Raw genomic sequence first — 11798 nt, 5'->3', positions numbered from 1 at the left:
TCACGTCCTAGCCCAGTATGCCGTCATTAAGGTCGCCCTCACTCAGCAGTACCACTTCATCTAAGCTGGTTCGGCCAGCCAGTGCCAGCTCCATGGCTGACATCACCAGCGGTTTGTAACCTTTGGCTTCGCGGGCGATCTGACTGAATAACACCGCATTATTGCCACGCAGGGCATCCATCATCGGCTGATCCATTTCCAGCAGCTCAAATACCCCGATCCGGCCTTTGTAACCGGTAAAATTACAGGTTTGACAGCCCCGGCCGCGACGGAATTTCCGATGCTGATGTTGTGGAAAACGCGCTTTCAGCCACTGCATGGTCTGCTCATCCAATTCATAGTTTTCACCGCAATCAGGGCAGACACGCCTGACCAGACGCTGTGCCAGCACGGCACGTACGGCACTGGCGACCAGGTAGCCCGGCGCTTCCATGTCCATCATCCGCAAGGCACTGTCAATGGCATTGTTGGTGTGCAGCGTTGACAGCACCAGATGACCGGTTAATGCCGAACGCAAACCGATTTCCACGGTTTCCTGATCGCGCATCTCCCCCACCAGAATAATGTCAGGATCCTGACGCAGGAAAGTGCGTAATATTGAAGAAAACGTCAGGCCGATTTTGCTGTTCACCTGAACCTGATTTACCCGGGGCAATCGGTATTCCACCGGATCTTCCGCCGTAATCAGTTTTTTCCCCGGCTTATTGAGCTCACTCAGTGCTCCGTACAAGGTGGTGGTTTTACCTGACCCCGTCGGGCCGGTAACCAGGATCATCCCATGCGGGCGTTTTAACTGGCGACGGAAACGCTGCACGATCTCTGACGGCATGCCGACCTCGTCAAGACTGAGGATCCCTGCAGACTGATCGAGCAAACGCATAACAACGGATTCACCGTGCTGCACCGGCATCGTCGAGACACGCACATCAACCGAATGACCGCGGACTTTGACGTTGAAGCGACCGTCTTGCGGCAAGCGTTTTTCAGAAATATCCAACCCGCTCATCAGCTTAAGACGCAATACCAACGCTGATGCAACACTTGATTCATTCAACAGGGTTTCATGCAATACGCCATCGATACGCTGGCGGATCCGCAATACATCTTCATCCGGCTCGATGTGGATATCTGACGCTCCCACCTGAATCGCATCTTCAAACAGTGAGTTGATCAGTTTTACAACGGTGACTTCGTCGTTATCGCTGTCATCCATACCAAAAGAAAACGCGGAATCGGTTCGGTGCTCCGCGTGCAGCTGCTCGGCAAAAGAGGCGATCTCTTTGGTACGGCGGTAATAACGGTCAAATGACGCAATTAACTGACGTTCAGGGGCTACTACCAGCTCAACCCGGTACCCGCCCAGTTGATTGAACAGTGCTTCCTGAGCCGCCAGATCGGCAGGATCACTCATCGCGACACGCACCGTATCACCATGCCGGCTGATCACTAAGGCCCGTAAGCGCCGCGCATGCACTTCAGACAGCAAAGCGACCGCGTCGGTATCGACCGAGGCGCGGGTCAGATCAACCAGCGGAATATCTAACTGGCGGGATAAGAATGACAGCATCTGCTGTTCGGTTAAGAACCCCATGCTGATCAGGGTATCACCAAGCTTGCGCCCGACAGTCCGCTGCTGGGCCAGCGCCTGATCTAATTGTTCCTGAGCAACAATCCCTTCTTCAACCAGCAGATCACCAAGACGCTTTCTTAATTTTATTTGCATGGTCTCAGCCCCCCTGAGCCGCCAGCACCGACAGGCGCTGCTGGATAAACTGTTGTGATTGTTGTGAAACTCGTCCCATTAACAATGCCTGCTGGTACGCATTTTTTGCTTTATCGGGACGGCTGCTGCGCTCTAATGCGATACCTAACCCCATCCACCAACGCCCGTCATAAGGCTCGGTTTTGACCAGTTTTTGGTAGCTGTCGAGAGCCAGAGCATGGTTGTTTAATTGCTGCGCTAAAGCACCGCGGATGGCCAGATAACCCTTGTGATCTTGCTCTGGCTCGCGAGTTAACACATTCAATGCCGCCTGCTGCTGAGATTCATTCACCAGCAATTTGGCTAAAGTCAGCCGAAGATCTGGCTGATCGCCCTCCCGTGACAGCCCCTGCTGCAATACCGCAATCGCCTCGCGGGTATCCCCCCTGCCATAATAAAGCGCCGATAACTTCTGCCGGACAGTAATCCAGTCCGGCTGGTATTTCAGTGCCGATTCGAGATAATTGATGGCTTTTTTACTGTCACCTTCTCTGAATACTTTCATGGCTTTACGGTATTCAATATCAGCCAGCTGTTTGCCATTCAGCTCTACGGTTTCAATACTCAGCCCATCATTGACTTTCTGCAATTCCGGCTCAGCTTCTGGTTGTGTCTGTGTCTGCACTGGCGCAACAACGTCAGCTTGTGAGGTGCTTGCAACTTTCACTCGCTTAGGTCGAGGCTCGACGCTAGTGGTTTCTTGCGGCTGAGATGCCTGAGGTTTGATCTCTTTTCTCGGTTCGGACTTAGGCTTTGTTTCTGGCTTCATGTCCACAATTACCGGGGCAGAAACCGGTTTAACCATATCTTTAGCTTCGGTTTTGACGACGCTGAGCGGTTTAACATCAAGTGCAACCGCTTCTTGTTCTGCCGATACAAAAGAGGTTGCTGCACTCTGCTCAGGGATTCGGTCTGTCGGGCTATCCGCTTTCACAATATCCGCTTTCACAACAGGCATGACTGCAGATTTGGTAGCTTGAACATCCGGCATCGGCTCTGAATGATTTTGCTGTCCCAGCCACCAGCCAATACCGCCGGCCAAAGCGGTAACGCACAGGCCTGCCAGCGCCCATAACGGCCAGGTTGTTTTCGGAACCGGATTTATTTTTGCCGCCACTAACGGCTCTTTGGCATGGGTTGCAGTTGCTTTGTGCTGGGCCAGCTCATTGAGCCTCTTATTAATTTCGCTCATGCCTAATGCCATCCCCATAATACGGGATAAGTGCATGTCGGCTGACGTGCCCCTAGTGTGTCTTTAATCGCCATCAGTAATTCTGTCCGACCAACCATTCGATTGTTGCTGCTATATGTTGCGATTAATGCCTTATGACAAAGCTGATTTATCACTCTTGGAATACCCTGACTGGATTTCCATAAGGCGCGATATTGCGTCAGAGTGAACAGTCGTGTGTCACAACCCACCCGACCCAATCTATGTTCGATGTATGAAATGGTTTCTGCGAGATCCAGAGAGCGCAAATCGGCCCTGAACGTAATACGCTGGCGAAACTGCCTTAAGTGATGCTGAGATAACCGGTTATCCAGCTCGGGCTGACCGAACAGGACAATATGCAATAACTTCTCCTGCTCGGTTTCGAGGTTGCCGAGCAAGCGGATCACCTCCAGCGCATCATCCGGCAGCGCCTGCGCCTCATCCAGTAATACCACAACCGATTGACCCTGTGCCTTTCGCCGGATCAATTCATGATGAATGCGTTCTGTCAGGGCGGTGCTATCCGTTAAATCCAGCTCTCCTTCCCGGCTTAAATTAAGCTCTTTGGCCAGCGCCGTACGCAGCTCATGACCATCCATTGCCGGGGTCGGCAAATAAGCCAGATCAAACCGTTCCGGCAATCGATTTATCAACATCCGGCAAACCAGTGTTTTGCCGGTGCCAACTTCACCGGAAATCTGAATAATCCCCTCTCCCATTTCCAGGGCCGCCAGCACCGTCTGAATCGCCTCTAAGTGCGGAGGCAATGCATGGAAAAGGGCCGTATTCGGGGTCAGGGTAAAAGGTGCCTGACAAAAGCCAAAGTGAGACTGATACATGGTTTAGCCTTCTTCAGGGAACCATTCCGTGACCAATGCCCGTGAACGTTCGATCTCTTTCTGCCAGGTCTGATCGCTCACCACCGTAGGCTTAATCAAGATCACCAGCTCAGTTTTAGAATGGATCTTGTTAACGTTACGGAACAGATGGCCCAACCCCGGAATATCGCCCAGCAGAGGGACTTTTGATACCTGATCATTGACTGCAGACTTCATCAAACCGCCAATCACCACCACATCACCGCTGCGGGCATGGATCACAGAATCAGACTCGCGGATCGCGCTTTTCGCTAAAGGTAACTTGTAGACACCAAATGCGGTACCCAGATCGATTTCCTTGGTTTCATTGACCACATCCACCACCGTAGGATGGACATGTAACAGCACTCCGCCCTCATCATCAATCTGCGGGGTAACATCCAGAGAGATCCCGGAGAAAAACGGGGTCAGTTCAACTTCCGGGGCTGCCGTGCCACCGTCACTGTTCACTTCACCTGAATCAATCGAGGTTACAAAATATTCATCGCCACCGACTTTAATCACCGCTTTCTGGTTATTTGCCGCCGTCACCCGCGGGCTGGACAAGACATTCAAATCGCCCTGGGTTTCCAGGAAGCTCAGGACGGCGGCAAAGTTGCCATCACTGATAGTGACATTTGTCTGGCCGCCAAGGAGACTGGAAATCGCACCGCCACCCGGTAATGATTGGATCGGGCTGGTCGTTGGGCGACCGAATATAATATCGGTACCGCCGATGCTCTTGGTGATATTGCTCCAGTTGATCCCTTGCTGGTAACTGTCACTCAAGGTGACTTCCATAATTTTGGCTTCCAGCACTACCTGACGCTTCAGACGCTTTTCCGATACTCCGATGAACGCCTTCACTTCCCGTAACTCATTGGGAAAAGCACGCACCGAGATCAGGCTGGCCTGTGGCGATACGACAATACTTCGCCCCTGACCAGAACCAATCATTGCCTGAACCGCTTTCTCAAGTTGCTGCCAGAAGTCACTGTTTGAAATGGTCTCAATCGAGGTTCCGCCAGTTGCCGTACTGCTCTTCTCTGAATTCGAGTTTGAATTTGAATTGCTGTCGGCACTGCTGCTGGTCGAATTCGATGAACCGGAGTCGTTGCTGGTGATCGAACCTGTCGTAATTGATGTTAATGACACACCACGTCGCTGAAGCTGCAGGTAATCAACCGGGATCACTTCTGTCCGTAACGTTGCCGGGAAGATCTGAATAATGTTGCCCTTACGGCTGGTGTTATAGCCATACATATCAGACACCACGTCCAGCACCTCATCGAGAGTGACATCGCGCAGAGTCAAAGATATACGCCCCTTCACGTCAGGGTGGATCACCATATTAAAGGGGGAGCCTTTAACCAGGCTGCCAAAGAAAGCCCGCGCATCAACATTGCGCGCACTGACCCGGAAACGTTTTTCAAGCGCCGTCGACGACATGAAGTCATTACCAGCCAGGCTCGGCATCAAATCAGCATTTACCGCCGGTGGTAAGTCAGCCAACGGGCGACTATTGGCTTCGTTGGCGGCAACGTTCAACGCCTCTTTCACCTCAACCGGATCCCGATGGCCCATGTTGGTTGAGCAGCCTGTTAACGAGGCCAAAATAATTCCTAACACTAATCCACGCATGCTAACCACTGACCTTTAATTCGTTTTTATATTTTCGGCAAACAACTCTATGCGCCACTGCTTGCCTCCGCGTGTCACGGTGACATGATCATTTTCGATATCACTAAGGATATAACCACTTACTCGCCCGCCCAGCCCGATAGCGACATCATTCATAATCACCGTGCAGTCAGTTTCTTCTGCACAAATAATGCTTTGCAGATCCGGTAAACGAGTACGATGTGATGCCTGCTTTTTAGCCGGAGCCTGCCAACCTAGTGGCGCCGTTGGATCCTGGCTGGCGTGAGCAGTACTCACCAACATCGCCATTAACGCCGCTGCAAAAATACCTGACTTACCCACCGATGAAATCCTTACTTTCGCCTAAGGTATAAACCTCTAATTGGATACTGGCAAAGGGGTACTTATCCACCTGATAATTAAAACTTTGCCAGTAATACTTCACCGGTAGTGCTTCCAGTTGCCGGAGGTAATTCACCACATCAAAATAACGTCCTCGCAGAGTTAAACGTACTGGGTGAATAAAATACCCTTCGTCATCCCCGCTGATCAGCTGTACCGGTGGTTGTGACGCCAAGGCCATCAGTTGTAAACGCTCTGAGCGGCGTAAGACTTCTTCCATCAACCCAGACATCTGCACCGGTGTGACCAGGCTGGCAACCCGATCCCGCAATTGCTCATCCAGTGTCTGATTTTGCTGCTTCAGAGCGGCAATTTTGCTCTCAACCTCATTATTGGGATCGCTTTTTAATTTTCGCTCGATCAACGTAATCTGATTGTTACTGGCGGTTAATTCGCTGGCAACTGAGACAATCTGCCGTTTTGCCGAGAGCACATCCTTCATTTGCGGTTCAACAAACAGCACAAAACCAACAAACAGCAAGGCGACCCAGCCCGAGAGCAGTATCAGCATTTTTTCACGGTGTGTCAGAAGATCAAAACGGTCGCTCAACGGTTGCCAACCATGCATTATTTCGTCTCCTTTTGTGCCGTCCGATCGGCAATTAATCGAAACGTGACAATGTTTTGCTTATTCCGGCCGAGTGACATCAGCTGAAAACGACGTTCAACCAAAGACGGATAATCTTTGAAAGCGCGAAGCCAGCTTGGTACCGCATCAGGGTTCCTTGCCAGCCCCTCCAAGTCAAGCGCCTTGCCTGCAGCGTGGATCCGGTTCACTGAAATATCACTACTTGCCGCATCAGAAAGCTGCTGCAACATACTGGCATAACCAACTTTCAGGCTGTCATCATGCCTATCGATGGCTTTCAATGTTGCCTGTTTGGCGGCCAGATCCTGCTCTAAGGTGCCCGCTAATTCAACTTTCAACGGACTTGGAACATGCTTGGCCAAAACCGCTTTAGCGCGATCCAACTCGGCACGCTTGTCTGATAGCCGCGCTTGCTCTGCCGATAGCTTTTCTTGCTCTACATAGTTCTGCCAGCTATACCATCCCGCCACTGTTGCCATCAGTACAATGGCAACTCCCCAACCCATGACCACATTTTGCAAGCTTAAGTACTGTCTTTGCGGCTTCAGGCTGTCAGAATAAAAATTAATCCCGCTATCACCAAACTCACCTAATGCAGCCCAGGCAATACGAGCCCCGTTACTCTCCAGTACCGGATGAGCGGGGGTAACAGCACTGACGGACACACTCAAACGCAGGCTCAGTTCCTGGGCCAGCACGGCATCTTGTTCACCATCACAAGAAACAACAAGCTGAGTGATCGGGTTATCACGAAGCTGGGCACTGAGGAAGTCTAAAGAACGTTGTAATTCAAGGGCCAGACTATCAAGCTGAAGTGGATTACCTTCCCCTTCAATTAACGGCACGCTAAAGCCACGTAGCTGACGCTGAAAACACATGGATTGCTGTTTAAAGGCTGTCAGCTGTAACCCGGCATGATGACGGCGGTGTAAAATCAACTGGCTCAATGAGGAGGAGGTAAATTGTCCCCACACGACTTCTTCGGCAGATACCGATACCAGTTCGCAACCCACATCGGCACAGCACCGAATCAATTGCTCCACTTGCTTGCGATTAGTCACAAACACCTGCAAGCGATCTTTTAATGGTGCAGGAAAACCATCGGCAACCAATTCCATTGGCGACTCGTTGACTAAATCTTTCACCAAAAAAGGCAGTGCCGTCGGTAATTCTTCCCGTGTGACTTCGGGCTTTTCGATTAGCAGACTTTGATATAAACCATGCCCCAGCACCAACTTTATTTGGCTACCGGATAAATGGTGCTGTTCAATCAGGGTCTTAATACTTTCGGCCCATTGAGCAACGCTAGAAATATCAACACTGTCCGTCATCCATTTCTGCTCTGATTCATACACAAGCGTGATGGAATCAGTAAAAACTGCAATACTGACGACTTTATTGTGACTTTTCTTTTTTAAATATTTATTTAACAGTGTGATAGGCTTCATGAATATCCAACGCAGCTGACTGAATATGTATTAACATTAGGGTGACAACGTCAAATAATTAACCGATGTCAATTATTTGACCATGTTACCTGAGTATTGGACCAATAAACATTATTCAATTAATTAAATTTTGTCTTGGAACGTAAAATTCACCGTGCTTATACCGCTATTTAAATGCATCCCCCACAGGTATCTCTGACGCAAAATAGCGCCCCTGACCACCTTTTACGCCAAGTTGTTTTAATACTTGCCATTCTTGTTCATTTTCCACCCCCACAGCAATCACTTGCGCTTGTGAATCGGCACAAGCCCCCAGCATACTGCGAACAAAAAGCTGGTTTTCCTGACGCTGATTGATTTCACGTACCAGGCTGCGATGCAGTTTGATGTAGTCAGCCCGGACATCTTTTATATAGTGGGTACTCACAATCGTTCTTCCGGCCTGATCGACAACGAGCTTACAGCCCAGCCCCACCAGCATACGGGCGACCGGACGCATCGCATCTAGGTGTTTGACCAGACTGCCTTCGACTAATTCAAAAGAGAGGCGATTAAGCACCGTTCGCGGGGTTTGCAGCAATTCATCACGCAACCAGCGCACAAACGTTTTGTCCAATAAGGACTGAACACTGACATTAATGGATAGCACATCGTTGCCGGGCATTGTTTTTAAAAGCTGTAATGCCTGAGAAATTACCAGTTTATCCATCCGGACACTGAACCCGACTTGCTCAACCGCCGGCAAGAAGCGCGAAGCTTTAATCAGCACCCCGTTTTCATCTTTAATTCGCGCGAGCAGTTCACGATGTAAAATCGTTTCATCTGATGCGCTGACTACTGGCTGCTGGAATAAAATCGGTCCGCCACTATTAAAAATGGCGTCGAGTAACGTACGCCAGCGCACACTACCGCGCGCTTCTTCCAACTGCTGATCTTTCTTAAAGGCGTACCAGCTGTTTGTGCCCTGTAATTGCGCGCTGCGCAAGGCCATATCAGCTTCATCCATAATACGCCCGCGGCGTTCACCGCTGGAGAAGAATGTCACGCCAATATGGCACCAGTTGTCTTGTTGCAAGGGAGCGGCGGGGATCAGTCTTTCCAGCGCATTGAGCAATTGATGGGTAAACAGCTTGACCTCTTTGGCCGACTGCTGAGGCAGCATAATGGCAAATTCCGCATCAAAATAGCGTGACAGCACAGTGTCGGGATAGCGCTGAATTAAATTAGATAAGATCATACCAACATCTTGGATCAGATCATCCGCAGCCTCTTTCCCCTTCTCCGCCAGCAGTTCATCCCAGTCGGATATGCGGATCAGAATGACCGCGCCTTGGGTCTCCTGCTCTTGAACTAACGACTGCAGACGACTATCAAACAACACCCGGTTGGCCGCGCCAGTTAACTGATCAAGGAAAGTATGGGTACGAATGAAGGTATCAAACCGGCTACGCTCCTGGCGCGCATCTTTTAACTCAGCTATCAGCTGATCAAGTGCCATGCTTGCCGTTGCCGGCCACTCATCTTCACCGCCGACGGCATATTCATCAACCCGCCCAGCAAGGATCATCCGACCGCGGACTTCGAGTAATTCAGAGCCATGAAGCTGCTGACGCAGCCAGTTCAGCCCCCAGACCAGGCCCATGATGATAATGATGATTGCCAGGGTGATCGATGACATCGCCCCTAGCGAATAAGTAAACTCGGTATAAGGCGGCAGAGATTTAATATCAATATAAAAGCCCGGGTTATGTTCTAGCTCATAGCGACTTATATGTAAAATATTAGGATCGGCAATCGGTTGGATCCCTTTAAAGGAATACACCATGCCTGCCGAGCTAGCGACTTCCAGCTCGACAACATTGCTGGCTTTAAGCAACTGGGGAAGCCAGCGTGATAATGACTGCGAGCCTTGCGGATCCGCCAGTTCCTGGTCAATTACCGTTACCACGCCATCAATATAATGGGTCAGGTAATCCTGTCCTAACTTTCGAAAACTGACAGCTCCACCGATAAAAATGACGAAAATGGCACAAATCACAATGAGCGTGACGAAAGCAACTAAGCGATTGGTTAACTTCATCCCTGATGCTTTTCTCATAACGCTCCAAATTCACACAGAATATTTATAAAATATAAACAGTTAATAAATAATTTCAGTGTTCAACCCGACACTTAATGAATTTGTTAATAATTATCACTTGTTCATCTATCAATGTGAATCACTGTCTGTAAACATAGTGATATCAATTCGCTTAATTATCGGCTGATCGCCAGGCCATTAATGACGTTGGGATCAATCGCAAGATAACGTTGGAAAGATATGGATTGGATTACTTGTACCAAAAGCTTTGTCACTGTTGTCGATCAAGGCTCTTTAGCCCAGGCTGCCACCAAGCTCAATACGTCAAGCTCAGCATTGTCAAAACGCCTGTCTTGGTTAGAGAAGCAGTTGGGGGTACAGCTACTTAAGCGCACCACCCGCAGCCTGACCGTGACGGATGCCGGCAAGCTGTTCTATCAGCGCAGTGCCCGATTACTTGATGACTGGCACCAGATGCTGGCTGAAACAACATCCACCTATGGTGAGGTCAGTGGCGTCTTGCGTATTGGGGCCCCGCTGGCGACAGGCAGTCGCTTATTAGTCCACTATCTGGCGGAGTTTATAGAAATTTACCCGAACATTCAGGTGGAATTACATACCATTACCCCTGGCCAATTGCCGGATTTAAATCTTGATGTATTCATCAGCCGTGAACTAACCGACTTTAACTCTTCGAGCTATATCGCCACCCGGCTGTTAAATTTTCAGCCTGGCTTTTATGCCTCTCCCAATTACCTGGAAAATAAGCCGCCTATCGAAAGCCCGGAGCAGCTCACTCAGCATAACTGCTTACTGTTTGGTACTCACGGCCATGAGCAAGAGCACCTTTTTGAAAATAATTTACGCCTGCGCCTGCGCGGTAACTTTACCACTCAAAACCCGGAAGCTTTAGTGGCTGCTGCCGTCGCCGGAATGGGGATTATTCTTACCGGTGAAAATATGGTCAAGCGCGAGCTCAGTAAGGGCCTGCTCGTCCCGGTATTACCGGCGCTTAAGCAACCTGTCGGTTCAGCCTATGCCTATTATCCGAAGCTTGACTATAATCATGTGAAGACCAAGCTTTTTATCGATTTTATTAAATCCAAAGCTAACCCTTCATAAACGGGCGATAGTACAGATATCAAAAAGCAGCGCGAGCGCTGCTTTTTTTATGACGTCACGGTTCTCACCCTCAGAAAGGAATATCGTCATCGAAGTCCATTGGTGGCTCATTGTACTGCTGCTGAGGCTGTTGAGGTGCCTGCTGCTGTGGTGCAGATTGTTGCTGCTGTTGCGGCGCAAAGTTCTGCTTAGGCGCTGCTGCTGGCTGTTGAGGTTGACCCCAGTTACCTTGCTGCTGTTGTTGGCCGCCCATCGGGGCACCTTGACCGCCGCCCTGACGGCCACCCAGCATTTGCATGACACCGTTAAAACCCTGAACCACGACTTCTGTCGTGAAGCGATCCTGGCCACTTTGATCTTGCCACTTACGGGTCTGTAGTTGGCCTTCGATATAGACCTGTGAACCTTTACGCAGGTATTCACCAGCAACTTCAGCAAGCTTGCCGAATAGCGCGACACGGTGCCATTCCGTTTTTTCACGCTGCTCGCCCGTTGCCTTATCACGCCATGATTCGGAGGTAGCAATCGTAATATTTGCTACTGCACCACCACTTGGCATATAACGGATTTCTGGGTCATTACCTAAGTTACCGACTAAGATAACCTTATTTACGCCACGACTGGCCATACTTAACTCCAAATCTGTTCGCGTACTATCTGATTATCAATAGCCGCTTAGTCAAA

General features: G+C 49.9%; 10 protein-coding genes. 1 reads left to right on the top strand and 9 read right to left on the bottom strand.

Going from position 1 to position 11798, the window contains the following annotated elements:
* Positions 1–7: 7 nt before the first annotated feature.
* The 8 genes from R3289_RS15840 to csrD all read right to left on the bottom strand — a co-directional run bounded on the left by R3289_RS15840 (position 8) and on the right by csrD (position 10010).
* A complete protein-coding gene (locus tag R3289_RS15840; RefSeq protein ID WP_318926663.1) occupies positions 8–1723 on the bottom strand; it encodes a GspE/PulE family protein in 1716 nt (571 codons plus the stop codon).
* Between the two features lie 4 nt (positions 1724–1727).
* Positions 1728–2954 (bottom strand): tetratricopeptide repeat protein, encoded by a 1227-nt coding sequence (locus tag R3289_RS15835; RefSeq protein ID WP_318926662.1) that lies wholly within the window; start codon positions 2952–2954, stop codon positions 1728–1730.
* A gap of 2 nt (positions 2955–2956) precedes the next feature.
* Positions 2957–3814, bottom strand: coding sequence for an ExeA family protein (locus R3289_RS15830; RefSeq protein WP_318926661.1), 858 nt, complete (start codon positions 3812–3814; stop codon positions 2957–2959).
* 3 nt (positions 3815–3817) lie between these two features.
* Positions 3818–5473, bottom strand: coding sequence for a pilus (MSHA type) biogenesis protein MshL (gene mshL, locus R3289_RS15825; RefSeq protein ID WP_318926660.1), 1656 nt, complete (start codon positions 5471–5473; stop codon positions 3818–3820).
* 15 nt (positions 5474–5488) lie between these two features.
* Positions 5489–5815, bottom strand: a complete 327-nt coding sequence (locus R3289_RS15820; protein ID WP_318926659.1) for an MSHA biogenesis protein MshK — start codon at positions 5813–5815, stop codon at positions 5489–5491.
* Positions 5808–6443, bottom strand: coding sequence for an MSHA biogenesis protein MshJ (locus tag R3289_RS15815; protein WP_318926658.1), 636 nt, complete (start codon positions 6441–6443; stop codon positions 5808–5810). The genes R3289_RS15820 and R3289_RS15815 overlap by 8 nt, the downstream gene beginning before the upstream one ends.
* Positions 6443–7912, bottom strand: coding sequence for a PilN domain-containing protein (locus tag R3289_RS15810; protein ID WP_318926657.1), 1470 nt, complete (start codon positions 7910–7912; stop codon positions 6443–6445). The genes R3289_RS15815 and R3289_RS15810 overlap by 1 nt, the downstream gene beginning before the upstream one ends.
* A 166-nt stretch (positions 7913–8078) precedes the next feature.
* Positions 8079–10010 carry an RNase E specificity factor CsrD gene (csrD, locus tag R3289_RS15805; protein WP_318926656.1) on the bottom strand — a complete coding sequence of 644 codons (1932 nt, stop codon included), beginning with the start codon at positions 10008–10010 and terminating at the stop codon, positions 8079–8081.
* 222 nt (positions 10011–10232) lie between these two features.
* Here csrD and R3289_RS15800 point away from each other — a divergent pair, with 222 nt between their 5' ends.
* On the top strand, positions 10233–11114 hold the full coding sequence (locus tag R3289_RS15800) for a LysR family transcriptional regulator (RefSeq protein WP_318926655.1): 882 nt from the start codon (positions 10233–10235) through the stop codon (positions 11112–11114).
* A gap of 70 nt (positions 11115–11184) precedes the next feature.
* On the opposite strand, the gene R3289_RS15795 is transcribed toward R3289_RS15800, so the two are convergent.
* Entirely contained in the window at positions 11185–11742 is a 558-nt protein-coding gene (locus R3289_RS15795; protein ID WP_318926654.1) for a single-stranded DNA-binding protein, read from the bottom strand.
* Positions 11743–11798 lie beyond the last annotated feature (56 nt).

Origin of the sequence: Photobacterium sp. (genome assembly GCF_033720175.1) — a bacterium.
Lineage (GTDB): Bacteria > Pseudomonadota > Gammaproteobacteria > Enterobacterales > Vibrionaceae > Photobacterium.
Note: the sequence above shows the minus strand (reverse complement) of the source record. Positions and strands in the feature narration are given on the sequence as shown.

What these genes read in the sequence shown, in the direction of transcription:
- R3289_RS15835 (WP_318926662.1), bottom strand. Translation starts at nt 2,954, where the DNA reads ATGAGCGAAATTAATAAGAGGCTCAATGAGCTGGCCCAGCACAAAGCA.
- csrD (WP_318926656.1), bottom strand. Translation starts at nt 10,010, where the DNA reads ATGAGAAAAGCATCAGGGATGAAGTTAACCAATCGCTTAGTTGCTTTC.
- R3289_RS15800 (WP_318926655.1), top strand. Translation starts at nt 10,233, where the DNA reads ATGGATTGGATTACTTGTACCAAAAGCTTTGTCACTGTTGTCGATCAA.
- R3289_RS15840 (WP_318926663.1), bottom strand. Translation starts at nt 1,723, where the DNA reads ATGCAAATAAAATTAAGAAAGCGTCTTGGTGATCTGCTGGTTGAAGAA.
- mshL (WP_318926660.1), bottom strand. Translation starts at nt 5,473, where the DNA reads ATGCGTGGATTAGTGTTAGGAATTATTTTGGCCTCGTTAACAGGCTGC.
- R3289_RS15830 (WP_318926661.1), bottom strand. Translation starts at nt 3,814, where the DNA reads ATGTATCAGTCTCACTTTGGCTTTTGTCAGGCACCTTTTACCCTGACC.
- R3289_RS15815 (WP_318926658.1), bottom strand. Translation starts at nt 6,443, where the DNA reads ATGCATGGTTGGCAACCGTTGAGCGACCGTTTTGATCTTCTGACACAC.
- R3289_RS15810 (WP_318926657.1), bottom strand. Translation starts at nt 7,912, where the DNA reads ATGAAGCCTATCACACTGTTAAATAAATATTTAAAAAAGAAAAGTCAC.
- R3289_RS15795 (WP_318926654.1), bottom strand. Translation starts at nt 11,742, where the DNA reads ATGGCCAGTCGTGGCGTAAATAAGGTTATCTTAGTCGGTAACTTAGGT.